Raw genomic sequence first — 14942 nt, 5'->3', positions numbered from 1 at the left:
GCCGTCCGCCTCCGCGAGCGCGAGCGCCTCCGCCTCGGCCAAGCCCTCCGCCTCCGCGTCCGCCTCTTCCTCGCCCTCGTCCTCCGCACCGGAGCCGAGCAAGTCCGCCGCCAAGCCTTCGCCGGCGAAGACAGCGGCCCCCGCCAAGAGCGCCCCGAAGGCCGCCAACCCCGGCGGCGGCTCCCTGGGCCAGCAGATCACCGCGCTGGTGAACGCCGAGCGCGCCAAGGCCGGCTGCTCCCCCCTGACCGAGAACAGCACCCTGGACAGGGCCGCCCAGGGTCACTCGGACGACATGGCCGCCCGCGGCTTCTTCAACCACACCAACCCCGACGGCAAGGGCCCCGGCGACCGCATCACCGCCGCCGGATACGCCTGGAGCACGTACGGCGAGAACATCGCCTACGGACAGCAGTCCCCGGCCTCCGTCATGGACTCGTGGATGCACAGCGACGGCCACCGCAAGAACATCCTCAACTGCTCCTTCAAGGAGATCGGCGTGGGGGTGAACCAGGCCCCGGGCGGTCCCCGCTGGACGCAGGTCTTCGGCGCGCGCTGACCCCACGAGCTGATCCCGCTGATCCCACGAGCCGGCCCCGCGAGCTGATCCGCCCGCGGAAGCCGCCCGCAACGCCCCGCCCCGCCCGTCGTTGAACAGACGTGTCAGCCCCGTACGCATCCCCGCTCGCCCTGCGCGTCAGCGAGGTGCACAAGTCGTACGGCGCCCGGCAGGTGCTGCGCGGCGTCTCGCTGGAGCTCGGCCCCGGCACCCTCGCCGGCATCGTCGGCGAGAACGGCGCCGGCAAGACGACGCTGCTGCGCATCCTCTGCGGGCAGACCGCCGCCGACTCCGGTGCCGTCGCGCACCGGGGCCGGCTCGGTTACTGCCCCCAGGAGACGGTCCTCAACGACTTCCTCACCGTCGAGCAGCACCTGCGCTACTTCCAGGCCGCCTACGGGCTCGGTGACCTGCGGCGCGCCGAGGAGCTGGTGGAGGAGCTCCACTTCGCCGAGTACCGGCGCGCCCGCGTCGCCGTGCTGAGCGGCGGGACCCGCCAGAAGCTCAACCTCACGCTCGCCCTCATGCACGACCCGCAGGTCCTGCTGCTCGACGAGCCGTACCAGGGCTTCGACTGGGAGACCTACCTGCGGTTCTGGAGCGTCGCCGCCCGTCTGCGCGACCGGGGCCGCTGCGTGCTGGTCGTCTCCCACCTGGCCTGGGACACCGGCCGGCTGGACTGCCTCTACCGGCTGCACGACGGCGTCGCCGAGCCCTGGCAGCCCGGCCCGGCGGAGGGCTGAGCGGATGCAGAAACCGGGACGGCGGTGCTTCGCGACGGCCACCGCCTTCGCCCTGCTGGAGCACACCCGCAACCGCTTCGCGCTCGTGCTCGTCGTCTTCTACATCCCGTTCTGGCTGACGATGGAGCACTGGTTCGTCGCCCCCGTGCCCACCCGCTTCCTGCTGCGGGCCACCGGGCAGCGGCTCGCCGTCGACGGCAACCAGCTGACGATGGTCTCCGGCGCGCTCAACGCCGTCACGCTGATCGTCGGCTTCATGATGTTCATGGCGACGTTCAAGTCGCTGGCCTTCGACCGCCGGCTGGTCCTGGCCGGCTATCCGCGGATCTGCCTGATCGTCGCCAAGGTGGCCGCGATGCTGCTGGCCGCCGTCCTGGTCTCCGCGTACGCGACCGCCGTCATGTGGTGGTACTGGGACCCGGTGCGGCCCTGGCTGCTCATGGCCGGGGTGTTCACGGCCGCCGTCGGCTACGGCGGGATCGGCATCCTGCTCGGGGCCTTCCTGCGCAACGACCTGGCGGGCCTGTTCGTCATCATCATGACCAGCCTGCTCGACACCATGCTGCAGAACCCCATCAGCAACCCCGGCGCCACCAAGGGCGGCGTGCAGTTCCTGCCCGAGTACGGGCCCATGCAGGTGAGCGTGGCCGCCGGCTTCACGCACACCACCCCGTACGGCCACCTGCTGCTGGGCCCGGCGTGGTTCGCGGCGACGGCGCTGCTGGGCACCGCCGCCTTCGACCTGCGCACCCGCGACCACCGCCCGGCCGCCGCGAAGCGCCCGTTCAGCGCCGCCGGCCGCCCTTGAGCGAGGCGCGCAGGTACTCCCGGTTCATCGTCGCGATGGACTGCAGCGGGATCCCCTTCGGGCAGGCGGTGGCGCACTCGCCGGTGTTCGTGCAGCCCCCGAAGCCCTCGTCGTCCATGGCGCCGACCATGCCCAGCACCCGGGACTCCCGCTCGGGCGCGCCCTGCGGCAGGACGTTCAGGTGGACGACCTTCGCGGAGGTGAAGAGCATCGCCGAGCCGTTGGGGCAGGCGGCCACGCACGCGCCGCAGCCGATGCACTCCGCGTGCTCGAAGGCCAGGTCCGCCACCGGCTTGGGGACGGGCGTCGCGTGGGCCTCCGGGGCAGAGCCCGTCGGCACGGACACGTAGCCGCCGGAGCCGATGATCCGGTCGAACGCGGAGCGGTCCACGACCAGGTCCTTCACGACCGGGAAGGCCGCCGCGCGCCACGGTTCGACGTCGATGGTGTCGCCGTCGCGGAAGTGGCGCATGTGCAGCTGGCAGGTCGTGGTCCGCTCGGGGCCGTGCGCCTGACCGTTGATGACCATGCCGCAGGCCCCGCAGATGCCCTCGCGGCAGTCGTGGTCGAAGGCGACCGGCTCGTCCCCGGCGAGGATCAGCTCCTCGTTGAGGTGGTCGAGCATCTCCAGGAAGGACATGTCCTCGCTGATGCCCGTGACCCGGTAGGTGGTCATGGCGCCCGCCTCGCCGGCGTTGCGCTGCCGCCATATGCGCAGGGTGAGGTCCATTACGCGTAGCTCCGCTGGGTGGGGTGGACGTGTTCGAAGGTCAGGGCCTCCTTGTGGAGGACCGGCGCGCTGCCCGTGCCCGTGAACTCCCAGGCCGCCGCGTACGAGAACTCCTCGTCCTTGCGGGCCGCCTCGCCGTCCGGGGTCGCGCTCTCCTCCCGGAAGTGGCCGCCGCAGGACTCCGTGCGGTGGAGGGCGTCGAGGCACATGAGCTCGGCGAGCTCCAGGTAGTCGGCGATGCGGTTGGCCTTCTCCAGGGACTGGTTGAGCTCCTCGCCGGTGCCCGGCACCCTGATGCGCCGCCAGAACTCCTCGCGCAGGGCGGGGATGCGGCCGAGGGCCTTGCGCAGGCCCGCGTCGGTGCGGGCCATGCCGCACTCGTCCCACAGCAGCTCGCCGAGCTCGCGGTGGAAGGAGTCCGGGGTGCGGTCGCCGCCGGCGGCCAGCAGGCGCCGCAGCCGGCCGGTCACCTCCGCGACGGCCTCCGTGACGGCGGGGTGGTCCGCGGGCACGGCGTCGTGCGGGTGGCGGGCCAGGAAGTCGTTGATCGTGGACGGCAGGACGAAGTAGCCGTCGGCGAGCCCCTGCATCAGGGCGGACGCCCCGAGCCGGTTCGCGCCGTGGTCGGAGAAGTTGGCCTCGCCGATCGCGAACAGGCCGGGGACGGTGGTCTGCAGGTCGTAGTCCACCCACAGGCCGCCCATCGTGTAGTGAATGGCCGGGTAGATCCGCATGGGGACCTCGTACGGGTCCTCCGCGGTGATCCGCTCGTACATCTCGAAGAGGTTGCCGTACTTCGCCTCGACGGCCTCGCGGCCCATCCGGGCGATCGCGTCGGCGAAGTCCAGGTAGACGCCCTGCCCGCCGGGGCCGACGCCGCGCCCCTCGTCGCAGACGTTCTTCGCGGCGCGCGAGGCGATGTCGCGCGGGACGAGGTTGCCGAAGGAGGGGTAGATCCGCTCCAGGTAGTAGTCGCGCTCGGCCTCGGGGATCTCTCCCGGCGGGCGGGTGTCGCCCTGCGCCTTCGGCACCCAGATGCGGCCGTCGTTGCGCAGCGACTCGCTCATCAGCGTCAGCTTCGACTGGTGGTCGCCGGAGCGCGGGATGCAGGTGGGGTGGATCTGGGTGAAGCAGGGGTTGGCGAAGTACGCGCCGCGCCGGTGGGCCCGCCAGATCGCGGTGGCGTTGGAGTTCTTGGCGTTGGTGGACAGGTAGAAGACGTTGCCGTAGCCGCCGGTCGCGAGGACCACGGCGTCCGCGAAGTAGGTGCTGACGGCGCCCGTGATCAGGTCGCGCGCCACGATCCCGCGCGCCCGGCCGTCGACGACGATCAGGTCGAGCATCTCCGTACGGGCGTGCATCTCGACGTTGCCCGCGTCGATCTGGCGGCTGAGCGCCTGGTAGGCGCCGAGCAGCAGCTGCTGGCCGGTCTGCCCGCGCGCGTAGAACGTCCGCGACACCTGGACGCCGCCGAAGGAGCGCGTGTCCAGCAGGCCGCCGTACTCGCGGGCGAAGGGCACGCCCTGCGCGACGCACTGGTCGATGATCTCGACCGAGACCTGGGCGAGGCGGTGGACGTTGGACTCGCGGGCCCGGAAGTCGCCGCCCTTGACGGTGTCGTAGAACAGGCGCCGCACGGAGTCGCCGTCGTTGCGGTAGTTCTTGGCGGCGTTGATGCCGCCCTGGGCGGCGATGGAGTGGGCGCGGCGCGGCGAGTCCTGGTAGCAGAACTGCACGACGCGGTAGCCCTGTTCGGCGAGGGTGGCGCCCGCGGCGCCGCCCGCGAGCCCGGTGCCGACGACGATGACGGTGTGCTTGCGCCGGTTCGCGGGGTTGACCAGCTTCGCCTCGAAGCGGCGGCGGTCCCAGCGCTCGGCTATGGGGCCGCCGGGGGCGGCGGTGTCGGTGAGGGGGTCGCCGACGCGGTAGTCGGGGTATGCGGTCATCTCAGCTCACGACTCCTGTCAGAACGCCCACGGGTACGACGATGAAGCCGCAGGTCAGCACCAGCGCCAGCGCGTTCGCCAGGAACTTGAGGGCCCGGTCGCGGCGCGGGGAGTTCGCGCCCAGCGTCTGGGCGGCGCTCCAGAAGCCGTGCCGGACGTGCAGGCCGAGGGCGAGCATCGCGGCGATGTAGAAGGCGCTGACGGCCGGGCGGTCGAAGGAGGCGACGAGGTTCTCGTACGGGCGCCCCTCCTGGGCGTTGGGGTTCACGTCCAGCGTGGTGAAGTCGAGGATGTGCCAGACGATGAACAGGGCCAGGATCACCCCGCCCCAGCGCATGGTGCGCGTCGCGTAGCTCGCGCGCGGGCGCTTGCGCTCGTACTTCCGGGGGCGGGCGGCGAGGTCGCGGCGGCTGAGCTGGTACGCGGCCACGCCGTGCAGCACGACCGCCGTTCCCAGGCCCGCGCGGGCGATCCACAGAAACCACTCGTAGTGCAGGAACGGCTCGCCGATGGTGCGGATCCAGTGCCCGTAGCGGTTGAACTCCCCGGCCCCGAAGAACACCTTCAGATTGCCCACCACGTGGGCGACCAGATACGTCAGCATGATCACGCCGGTGACCGCCATGACCGCCTTCTTGCCGACGGTCGACCGCCACACGGAGCCGATGAGGGACGGAGGACGGTCCGCCCGGGTCGCCAGTGCCATGGCCCCGACGCTAGGCAGCGCCGGGTCGATGCGTCCAAGACATGATGAAGCTGGTTTCCATAGGCTGTGCCTATCTATGCTGCTGACCGTGCAACTCCAGCAGCTCCGCTACTTCGCGGCCCTGGCCGAAGTCCGTCACTTCACCCGTGCCGCGGAAGCGCTGCACGTGGCCCAGCCATCCCTCTCGCAGCAGATCCGGGCCCTCGAACGCGAGCTGGGCGCCGAGCTCTTCCAGCGCGCCCGCGGCAACATCACCCTCACCGACGCCGGCGAGGCCCTCCTGCCGCTGGCCCGGCAGATCCTCGCCGACACCGAGACCGCGCGCCGCGAGGTGCAGGAAGTGGCCCAGCTGCGGCGCGGCCGGGTCCGCCTCGGCGCCCCGCCCAGCCTGTGCGCGAGCCTCGTCCCCGACGTGCTGCGCGCCTACCACGCCCGCTACCCCGGCATCGAGCTCGTCGTCGACGAGGGCGGCTCCCGCGACCTCGTGCGCACCCTCGCCGCCGGCGGCCTCGACCTCGCCCTGGTCATCACGCCCCTGGCCCTCGGCGCGCCGGCCCTCGCCACGACCGTTCTGCTGCGCGAGGACCTCGTCGTCGTCACGGCCCCCGGCGGGCCCCCGCCCACCCGCCGCCGCGCCCTGCGCGTGGCGGACCTGGAGGGCCTGCCCATGGTGATGTTCCGCCGCGGCTACGACCTCCGCGAGATCACCGTCGCGGCCTGCCGGGCCGCCGGCTTCGAGCCGTCCTTCACCGTCGAGGGCGGGGAGATGGACGCGGTCCTGGGCTTCGTCCGCGCGGGCCTGGGCCTGGCCGTGGTCCCCGGCATGGTGGCCTCCCGCTCGGGCCTGCGGGTCACGCCCTTCGAGGGCACCCGCATGCGCCGCACGATCGCGCTGGCCCACCGCAAGGACGTGGCCCCGACGCGCGCGGCACGCGAGTTGCGGGCGGTGCTGCTGGAGCACCTGGGCGTGGGGGAGGAGGGGGAGACCGAGGAGGAGTGAGGGCTACTCACCCCCACAGGTCACCCCCACAGGGCCCGCCCCAGCGCCACGCCTGCGAAGGCCGCGCCCAGCCCGCACACGACGCTCAGCGCCGCGTTCGCCGCGGCATAGCCGCGCGCGCCGTCGCGGGCCAGCGTGAGCGTCTCGTAGGAGAACGTGGAGTACGTCGTGAGGGCGCCGCACAGGCCCGTGCCCAGGAGCAGCTGCAGGGAGGAGGGGGCCGCGGCGGTGAGGACGCCCAGGAGCAGGCTGCCCGCGACGTTCACGGTGAACGTGCCCCAGGGGAAGACCGAGTCGTGGCGCGCCTGCACCGCGCGGTCGGTGACGTAGCGCAGGGGCGCGCCGGCCATCGCGCCGGCGACGACGAGGAGCCAGTTCACGCGCCGCCCTCCGGCCCGCTTCCGCCGAGCCGCGGGAGCTCGACGGGCTCCAGCGTGACCAGCCGCTCCGCGGCCACCTCCGCGAGCACCGGCAGGAAGGCCCGTACGCGCTCCTCGGCGTCCACGATCACCACCGCCACCGGCAGGTCCTCGCTCATCGACAGCAGCCGCGCCGTGTGCACGACGGACGAGGCGCCGAAGCCCTCGACGCCCCGGAAGACGGTCGCGCCCGCGAGCCCCGCCGCGTGCGCGCGGTGCACGATCTCGGTGGCCAGCGGCCGGTGCTGCCACCGGTCGGACTCGCCGGCGTAGACGGTCAGGCGCAGCGCCGCCGTCCCGGCGGGCCTCACCGGGCGCTCCTGCGGAGCAGGGCCGCCCGCGTCGCCGCGGCGGCCGCCCACACGGCCGCGAGCGCGGCGAGCAGCGTGGCCGCCAGGTAGGCGAGCGCCGTGCCGGCGTGCCCGTTCTCGGCCAGCCGCTGGACGTCCACGGTGTAGGTGGAGAAGGTGGTGAACCCGCCGAGCACGCCGGTGCCGAGGAACGGCCGCAGCAGCCGGTGCGGCGCCGCGAGCTCGCCGATCACCGTCAGGAGCACGCCGATCAGGGCGCAGCCCACGACGTTGACGAGGAACGTGGTCCAGGGGAAGGCGCCGGCCGGGGCGGGCCACAGCAGCCCGGCGCCGTAGCGGGCCAGGGCCCCGGCGCCCCCGCCGAGGGAGACCGCGCAGACGACCGCGCCCTGCCCGCGCACCACGGGCGGCCGGCCGGCAGGACGCGTCCGCGGGGGCGGGCCGCCGGTGACCGTCCCGGGCCGGGTCGTGCTCATGCGGTCCGTCCGCCTCCTTCTCGTCGGGCTCGTCGGGCTCTCAGGCTATCCGCCGTCCGCCGGGACCGCCGCGCCGGCGGCCGCCAGGTAGGCGTCGGCCCGGTCCGCGTCCATGAACCACTCCGCGAGTCCCGCCGGGTCCGCGAAGCCGTTGACGTAGCGGTGCGCGACCTCGGGGTGCCGCGCGGCCGCGGACAGGATGCGCCGCACGTGCTCCGGCGCGGGCCCGAGCAGCAGGTTGGTGAAGGCCGTCACGTGGCGCGCGTGCTCCCAGTGGGCCGCGAACGTGCGCAGCATCCACGTCCGGTCGAACGGTTCGCCGCCGTGCCCGGTGATCGCCCGGAGGTAGTGTGCGGCGGCGCGGGCCGCGCTGTTGGAGCCCTGCCCGCTGACCGGGTCGTTGAGGACGACGGCGTCCCCGAGCCCGAGGACGTACGTGCCGGGCGCGACCTCCGCGACGGGCCGGCGGACGACGGGCGTCAGGGCGCCGGTGAGCGCGGCGCCCGCGTCCGTAGGCTCCATGCCGCGGCACAGCGCGTACTCCCCGGGGAGCCGGTCGCGCAGCAGCTCCAGCGTGCGCTTGACGACCTCGTCAGGCCCCGGCCGGTCCGCCCACACGTCGAGCGGGCCGCCCGGCACCGCCTCCCACAGCACGATCTCGCACGGCCCGTCGAGCGTGAGGGCGTGCAGGACGAAGAACTCCCCGGCGGCCGTGCCGTCGACCGCCACGGGCGTGACCCGCACGTGCGGCCCGCCGAGGCCGTCCGGCATGCGTGTGCCGCGCACGTAACAGGCGGCCAGCGTGCGCCGAGGGCGGTCGTACGGGCTGTGCCGGGCGTCGCGCGCGAAGACCTCCGCGAGCGGTCCGCTGCCGGTGGCGACGACCGTCAGGTCCTGCGCGGCGGCGATCCCCGGCAGGTCCGCCGGCCCGACCGTGCCGTACTCGACGCGCCCGCCGCGCGCCTCGAACAGCTCCAGCCAGCCCGCGGTCTTCACCCGCAGGTCGACGGATTGCGCGGGCTCGTCCAGGAGGGCGGTGAACCCTCCGCCGGGAGAGTGCGAGGGGTCGGCCACGGCGAAGCCGAGGCTCGTGATGCGGGGCGCCCGGTCCTCCCACAGGGCCAGGCCCGCGGCGCGCTCCAGGGCGAGCGCGGGACCGTACATCACCTGCGTGGAGAGCACACGGCCGGAGCGCACCTCCCTGGGCGTGCGGGCGGCGTAGAGGGTGACGTCGTAGGGCTCCGGGGCTCCCCGTGTGCTGTGCGGCTCACTGCCCGGCGCCTGCGGCCGCAGCCCCAGCGCCAGGTGCAGCCCCGCCTGACCCGCTCCGACCACCGCGATCCTGCGCATCGCCGCCTCCGCGGGCCCGGAGGTCGCTGCCGTGCGGTTCCGGCACCGGGCCCCCACCCCGTTGTAGCGGCGTGCGCGGCGCGCTGTACAGACGGCGCCATCATCGTCCGCGCGGGCCCGCCGCCGTACGGTGTTGGCCTGAAGTTGACGGCCTGCAGGGACGGCTTCACCGCAGGTCACACGGGGGAATCGGCGGATGATACGACCGGTGTCGGGGAGGTCGGCCCGGATCGGCCCAGGCCGGCCGGGCAGTGACAGCCGATTATGAGCCACACGCGCGCCACGCTCGTACGCGCGCACGGGCCGCAAGCCGCCTCCTGTGGCCGCTCCGGCGGCCGGGGGAGAGCGGCGAGAGCGCCATGAAGCAGGAGGGATGACGCATTCCGGTATGGCAGGAAACCGTCGCTTCCCGAGCGCTCCCGTGGGCAGTCTTCTGGCCGGTCAGGCTCCGCCGCCCCGGGCGGGGCGCCCGCCCGGCAGGGTCGGTCGCAGGACCGAAACCGATCCAGGGAGGCTCACGATGACGACGCAACCCCAGCTGCCCCGAGCGGTGGCGCCCCAGGAGCCGGTCCCCCAGCTCCAGCGCGCCGGGATGCTCGACCTGGTCGAGAAACGGCTGCGCGGCCTCCTCAACGACGAGCACCGCCGCTGGCGCACCGCCGACGCGCGGGGCGCCGGCGTCGTCGAATCCCTCGCCGAACTCGTCGCCGTGGGGGCCGACCGGGTCCGCCCGGTCATCCTCCTCACGGGCTATCTCGCGGCGGGCGGCGACGCCGGCGGCGAGGAGGGCACCGCGGCCGTCGAGGCCGCCGCCGCCCTCGAACTCCTCGACACCTGCACCCTCATCCGCAGCGACGTGCGCGACAACGCCGCCCTGCGCCGCGGCATCCCCACGCTGCACGTCAGCCGCGCCGCCGAGCACGAGCGCAACGGCTGGGCCGGCGACGCCCGCCGCTTCGGCGAGTCCACCGCCACCCTGGCCGGCGACCTCGCCCTCTCGCTCGCCGACCGGCTCGCCGCGCGGCTGCCCGGCGCCGCGTGGGAGATCTGGGACGAGATGCGCGTGGAGCGCGTGATCGGCACGTACGCCCACGAGGCGATGGCCGCCGAGTATCTCGACGACCCGTGGCCCGGGCGGTGCATATCGGGATGCGACCGGGGCTGCACCGCGGGCTGGTACGCCCTGCGGCACCCGCTCCGGCTCGGCGCGGCGCTCGCCGGCCGGCCCGACCTCGACACCGCCTACGACGCCTACGCCCGCTCGCTGCACGCCGCCTGGCGGCTGCGCGGCTTCCTCGACGGCGGCCCCGAGTACGACTGGGACGCCGAACTGCTGCGGGAGATCCTCCTGGAGCGCGAGGAGCGCGGCATCGCCGAGCGCCTCATCCGCGAGCTCGTGGACCGGGCGTCGCGGACCGCGGCCGCCGCGCGGCTGACACCCGGGTGGTGCGAGGAGCTGACGGCCTTCGCGGTGCGGATGGCGGCGGACCGGGGCTAGGGGGCCGGCGGGCCGCCGCCCTGGGCCGCTGCCCGGGGGGCCGCCCCGCTGGGCCGTACGGGTTATTCTGCGGAACCGCATTTCTAGGGCTTTTCCTATTCGCGACATCCCGGCCCCCGCCGGCTGCCCGCACAGCGCATTAGACCGACGACCTGCCGAAATGACTGCGCGACCGGGCGGAATCACCGCCGATTTCTCCGTGGTGTCAGCACGTACCGGCACCGCCGCGGAGCCGCTCCGAGGGGATAAATGCGGTCACCCATCCGCATCACGGACGAAACCTTTGCGCGTACGGGGCGTTGAAAAGCACACCCCGGCCGTCACCGGCCGGGCGCCTCCCAGTACGACCGAGCAAGAACAAGCAGCAAAGGTGTCTCCGCATGTCACGAATCGTCAAAACGGCTGCCCTGACCGCCACCATGGGCGCGGCGCTGGCGGGTATCACCGGTACCGCGCTCGCCGACTCCGTCGCCAAGGGGGCGGCCGTCGGTTCCCCGGGCGTCATCTCGGGCAACGTCATCCAGATCCCGATCCAGGTCCCGATCAACCTGTGCGGCAACACGATCGACATCATCGGGCTGCTGAACCCCGCGTCCGGCAACGTCTGCATCATCGACTGAGACCGGCTGAGACAGACCGGATTCCGGCGGATCCGGGGTGCCCCCGCCCCGGGCCGCTTCCGTGTGGCGCCCCCGATTACGGTCGCGGGCGCCACGCTGTGTCCGGGAGGGGTTTCCCGCTTACGGCATCGCCGGGTGTTTCTGCGTATCCCCGTGTCGTGCCTTTCTTTGTTTCCGGCCGGAGTTGACCTCCCCGGCAGGTGATCTTCCCGCTAGCGTGGTCGGATCTGCGGGGAGGGGCGAGATGGGCGAGACGGGGGAGGGCGTGCGGTGGATCCGTTCACGATGACGGCGGTGCTGGCGGCCGTTGACACGGCGGCGTCGGGAGCGCTGTCGGGCGCGGCCGGGGAGCTGGGGCGGCGGACCGCGGAGGGGCTGGCCGGTCTGGCCCGCCGGGCCTGGCGCAGGGACGGCGGGGGCGAGCCGCCCGCGGCCCCCTCCGACGACGACGGACGCCGGGCACTGGCCGGTCTCCTGATCGAACGGGCCCGCGCCGAACCGGGCTTCGCCCGCGACCTGGCCTCCTGGCTCCGCGAGAGCGAGTGGCTGGCGGCGGCAGCCGCAGCCCCCGCGGCAGCAGCGGGCGAGCCCCGGCCGCGGATGCTCCCACCGCTCACGTCGGCCTTCACCGACCGCGAGGACATCTTGGCGGCGGTCACGGGGCTGCTGGACGGCCGGGACGGCGCAATTGCCGCCGGTGCGCCGCTGATCGCCCTGCTCGCCGGCCCCGCCGGGATCGGCAAGACCGCCGCGGCCGTGCACTGCGCCCGCGCCCTCGCCGACCGCTTCCCGGACGGCGAGCTGTACGCCGACCTGCGCGGCGCCGCCGCGGCCACCGCCGTCACCCCGTCCGAGGTGCTCGTGCGCTTCCTGCACCACCTGGGCGTGCCGCCGGAGCGGGTGCCCGCCGGCGAACAGGCCCAGGCCGGCCTCTACCGCGAGCGCACCGCGGGCCGGCGCATGGTCGTCCTCCTCGACAACGCCCACGGCGCCGCGCAGGTCGTCCCGCTGCTGACGGCGTCGCCCGGCTCGCTCGTCCTCGTCACCAGCCGCCACCGGCTGCCCGCCCTCGTGCGCGACCACGGGGCGCGGACCGTCCCGGTCGGCCCGCTGTCCGACGCCGACTCCTTCCTGCTGCTCACCCGGCTCGCCGGCCCCGAGCGCGTCGCGGCGCAGCGCACGCACGCGGAGGCGGTGGCGGTGCGGTGCGGGGGCGTGCCGCTCGCGCTGTGCGAGACCGGGGCGCGGGTGCAGGTCCGGGAACGGCTCAGCTGGGAGAGCCTGGAGCGCGAATTCGCCGCGGTGACCGGGGGCTTGAGGACGTACGGGCAGGGACAGGCTCCTGGAATGCCTGATGATGCTGATCGTCCTGATGCCTGCGGGGATGGTGGTTCCCCGGTCGAGCCGGCCCTCCTCGCCACCGACCTCTCCTACCGGGACCTGGCCCCGGACGCCGCCCGCCTCTACCGCCTGCTGGGCCTGTGCCCCTGGCCGGACATCCCCGTCGGCGCCGCCGCGGCCGCCGCGGACACCGGTGAGGCCGAGGCGCGCCGCCTGCTCGAAACCCTCGCCGCAGCCCACCTCCTGGAGGAGACGGGCGAGGAGCGCTACCGCTTCCACGACCTCGTACGCCTCCACGCCGTACGCCGCACCGTCACCTGGTACCTGCGGCTGGCCGCCCGTGCCGACGCCCTTGTCGTCCCCGGCCGGTGGCACCTGGGACCCGCGTACGCCAGGACAGCCGGGGGTTCCGGTCCGGGGCCGGGTTTTGGCCCCGGCCCCGTCGAGCGCACCCCGGAGGCCGCCCGCGAGGCGCTGGCCGTGCTGCGGCGCGAGCGCGCCAACCTCGCCGAGGCCGTACGGGCCGCGGAGGAGCACGGCTTCGACGAGGAGGCCTGGCAGCTGTGCGAAGCCATGTGGGGCCTGCACCTGCGCCTCGGCTTCCACGACCAGTGGGTCGCCGCGCACCTGCGGGGCGTCGAGGCGGCCCGCCGCTGCGCCACCGGCTTCGGGGACCCGCGGGCGGAGGGCCGGATCCGGGTGCAGCTCGCCTTCGGGTACATGGGCCTGGGCCGGTACACGGAGGCCGAGGCCCAGCTGACCGCCGCCGCGGCGGCCGACGAGCGGGCCGGCCACCACCGCGGCCGCGCCACCGCCACCGAGTCGCTCGGCCTGCTCTGCCTGCGGCAGTGGCGCTACGAGGCCGCCGAGGAGCACTTCCGGCAGGCCCGGCGCGCCCTGGACGCCATCGCCCCGGACGGTGACGGCGCGGCCGACGTGCCGCGCGCCGACGCGCTCCTCGCCCACCACCTCGGGCGGGCCCTGCGCGGCCAGGGCCGCCACGCCGAGGCCCTGGCCCAACTGGCGGACGCACTCGCCCGCTTCCGTGCGCTGCCCGGCCGGGACCTCTACAACGAGGCCCGCGTCCGGATGAGCATCGGCGAGACCCACCTGGCCGCCGGCGACCCCGCCGCGGCCCGTACGCCCCTCGACGAGGCGCTCGCCGTCATGGAGGCCGAGGGCGCCGTGCTGCAGCGCGCGGACGCCGCCGAACTCCGCGCCCGCTGCAGCACGGACCCGCAGGAGTCGGCGCCCTACCTGCGCCTGGCCCGCTCGCTGTACGAGGAGGCGGGGGACGCGGCGGGCGTATCCCGTACGGGCGCGCTCCTGCGGGGGACCGGCTGAGGCGGCGCCCCGGCGGCGCCGGCGAGGATCAGGCGGTATGCGCGGACCCCGGAGCCGGCACGGCCGGGCGCTGATCGGCGCGCAGGACGTCCACCCGGTGCCGCACCGCGCCCGTCACCACCGTGATGCCGCTGTCCACTGCCTCCTCCAGGGACTTGCCGCCCGCGAGCCAGGCGTGGAGGGCGGAGGCGTGGGCGGCCGGGTCGCACAGGTCCGCCCGGCCGTCGGCGCCGGGGCGGGCGGCGAGCTCCAGCAGGTCGCCGCCGCGGGTGCGGACGGTGCAGCGCCCGGGCCCCGTCACGTACACGGCGAGCGCGCAGCCCGGATGGCGGCCGAGGACCTCCGCGGTCCAGGCGGCGGGCGGCCCGACGCGCGGGTCGTCGGCCGCCGCGTACCGCACGACGAGGTCCGAGATGCGCAGCCGGCCCGGGTCGGGGGTGTCCTCGTGGACGCAGGTGTGGGCGTCCCAGCCGATGCCGTCGCAGGAGTGCGGGCCGCCGTCGGAGTGCGGGCCGTCGTCGTCCGCGGCGCGGCGCACCACGGAGATCTCCGGCGGTCCGGAGGCGTCGGTCAGGCGGGTGAGGACGCGGACGGGCGCGGTCCGCTCGGCCGGTGCGTACGCGGGAAGCGGGAGCGGGTCGAGGAGGGCCGGGCGGCCGGCGGGCTCGGGAATGCCGATCAGGCCGTAGAACGCGCGGCGCAGGAGGGCGGCGGAGCGGCCCGGCGCGGAGCTGACGTGCTCGGCCCGGGCGCGGAAGCGGCGGGGGTCGTGGTGGTCGACGGCGTGGTCGATCTGGGCGCGCAGGCCGTCGTACGGGCGCAGCCGCGGCGCGGTCCGGCCGAGGGCGGCGACGGGCGAGTCCGGGTCGAGGGCGGCGCCGGGGAAGGCGCCGAGGAGGACGGGCCTGCCGATGGCGGCCGCGTAGTACGTGACGGACCCGTGGTCGCCGATCACGCAGTCCGCGGCGATCAGCGCCTGCCGCCAGTCCTCCAGCGGGTCCACGAGCGCGAGCCCGGCGCGGCGCACCACGGAGATCTCCGGCGGTCCGGAGGCGTCGGTCAGGCGGGTGAGGACGCGGACGGGCGCGGTC

At 74.7% G+C, this 14942-nt stretch carries 14 protein-coding genes and 1 pseudogene; 7 read left to right on the top strand and 8 right to left on the bottom strand.

All coding sequences use genetic code 11. The annotated features are described in order from the left end of the window. The 3 genes from ACSNOH_RS26960 to ACSNOH_RS26950 all read left to right on the top strand — a co-directional run. Positions 1-559, top strand: a 559-nt coding sequence (locus tag ACSNOH_RS26960) for a CAP domain-containing protein (RefSeq protein ID WP_436724022.1), incomplete at its 5' end; no start/stop codon positions are given. 101 nt (positions 560-660) lie between these two features. Then, a complete protein-coding gene (locus ACSNOH_RS26955; RefSeq protein ID WP_436724021.1) occupies positions 661-1302 on the top strand; it encodes an ABC transporter ATP-binding protein in 642 nt (213 codons plus the stop codon). Between the two features lie 4 nt (positions 1303-1306). Continuing rightward, entirely contained in the window at positions 1307-2110 is an 804-nt protein-coding gene (locus ACSNOH_RS26950; RefSeq protein ID WP_436724020.1) for an ABC transporter permease, read from the top strand. On the opposite strand, the gene ACSNOH_RS26945 is transcribed toward ACSNOH_RS26950, so the two are convergent. From ACSNOH_RS26945 to ACSNOH_RS26935, 3 genes are read right to left on the bottom strand one after another with little or no spacing between them, the layout of a single operon-like run. Continuing rightward, positions 2088-2840 (bottom strand): succinate dehydrogenase/fumarate reductase iron-sulfur subunit, encoded by a 753-nt coding sequence (locus tag ACSNOH_RS26945; RefSeq protein ID WP_436724019.1) that lies wholly within the window; start codon positions 2838-2840, stop codon positions 2088-2090. The genes ACSNOH_RS26950 and ACSNOH_RS26945 overlap by 23 nt on opposite strands. Further along, the gene (locus ACSNOH_RS26940; RefSeq protein ID WP_436724018.1) at positions 2840-4786 is read right to left on the bottom strand and encodes a fumarate reductase/succinate dehydrogenase flavoprotein subunit; all 1947 of its coding nucleotides are present in this window, start codon (positions 4784-4786) and stop codon (positions 2840-2842) included. Before ACSNOH_RS26940 ends, ACSNOH_RS26945 begins: the two co-directional genes overlap by 1 nt. 1 nt (position 4787) lies before the next feature. Next, on the bottom strand, positions 4788-5492 hold the full coding sequence (locus ACSNOH_RS26935; protein ID WP_436724017.1) for a succinate dehydrogenase cytochrome b subunit: 705 nt from the start codon (positions 5490-5492) through the stop codon (positions 4788-4790). A gap of 88 nt (positions 5493-5580) precedes the next feature. Between ACSNOH_RS26935 and ACSNOH_RS26930 the strand changes: the two genes are divergently transcribed. Continuing rightward, positions 5581-6492, top strand: a complete 912-nt coding sequence (locus ACSNOH_RS26930; RefSeq protein WP_436724016.1) for a LysR substrate-binding domain-containing protein — start codon at positions 5581-5583, stop codon at positions 6490-6492. A 20-nt stretch (positions 6493-6512) separates the two neighbouring features. On the opposite strand, the gene ACSNOH_RS26925 is transcribed toward ACSNOH_RS26930, so the two are convergent. From ACSNOH_RS26925 to ACSNOH_RS26910, 4 genes are read right to left on the bottom strand one after another with little or no spacing between them, the layout of a single operon-like run. After that, positions 6513-6872 carry a fluoride efflux transporter FluC gene (locus ACSNOH_RS26925; protein WP_436724015.1) on the bottom strand — a complete coding sequence of 120 codons (360 nt, stop codon included), beginning with the start codon at positions 6870-6872 and terminating at the stop codon, positions 6513-6515. Continuing rightward, a complete protein-coding gene (locus ACSNOH_RS26920; RefSeq protein WP_436724014.1) occupies positions 6869-7222 on the bottom strand; it encodes a DUF190 domain-containing protein in 354 nt (117 codons plus the stop codon). The genes ACSNOH_RS26925 and ACSNOH_RS26920 overlap by 4 nt, the downstream gene beginning before the upstream one ends. After that, positions 7219-7698, bottom strand: coding sequence for a fluoride efflux transporter CrcB (gene crcB, locus ACSNOH_RS26915; RefSeq protein ID WP_436724013.1), 480 nt, complete (start codon positions 7696-7698; stop codon positions 7219-7221). Before crcB ends, ACSNOH_RS26920 begins: the two co-directional genes overlap by 4 nt. A gap of 45 nt (positions 7699-7743) precedes the next feature. Beyond that, a complete protein-coding gene (locus ACSNOH_RS26910) occupies positions 7744-9048 on the bottom strand; it encodes a styrene monooxygenase/indole monooxygenase family protein (RefSeq protein WP_436724012.1) in 1305 nt (434 codons plus the stop codon). Positions 9049-9568: 520 nt separating this feature from the next. Between ACSNOH_RS26910 and ACSNOH_RS26905 the strand changes: the two genes are divergently transcribed. The 3 genes from ACSNOH_RS26905 to ACSNOH_RS26895 all read left to right on the top strand — a co-directional run bounded on the left by ACSNOH_RS26905 (position 9569) and on the right by ACSNOH_RS26895 (position 13851). Continuing rightward, positions 9569-10546, top strand: coding sequence for a polyprenyl synthetase family protein (locus tag ACSNOH_RS26905; RefSeq protein WP_436724011.1), 978 nt, complete (start codon positions 9569-9571; stop codon positions 10544-10546). A gap of 380 nt (positions 10547-10926) precedes the next feature. Then, a complete protein-coding gene (locus ACSNOH_RS26900; RefSeq protein ID WP_436724010.1) occupies positions 10927-11166 on the top strand; it encodes a chaplin in 240 nt (79 codons plus the stop codon). A gap of 270 nt (positions 11167-11436) precedes the next feature. Continuing rightward, positions 11437-13851: a tetratricopeptide repeat protein gene (locus ACSNOH_RS26895; RefSeq protein ID WP_436724009.1), complete on the top strand. Its 2415-nt coding sequence runs from the start codon at positions 11437-11439 to the stop codon at positions 13849-13851. Positions 13852-13879: 28 nt separating this feature from the next. Here the strand turns inward: ACSNOH_RS26895 and ACSNOH_RS26890 are convergent. After that, positions 13880-14942, bottom strand: a pseudogene (locus tag ACSNOH_RS26890) (hypothetical protein); the annotation flags it as partial.

This window comes from Streptomyces sp. URMC 127 (genome assembly GCF_051386535.1).
GTDB lineage: Bacteria > Actinomycetota > Actinomycetes > Streptomycetales > Streptomycetaceae > Streptomyces.
Note: the sequence above shows the minus strand (reverse complement) of the source record. Positions and strands in the feature narration are given on the sequence as shown.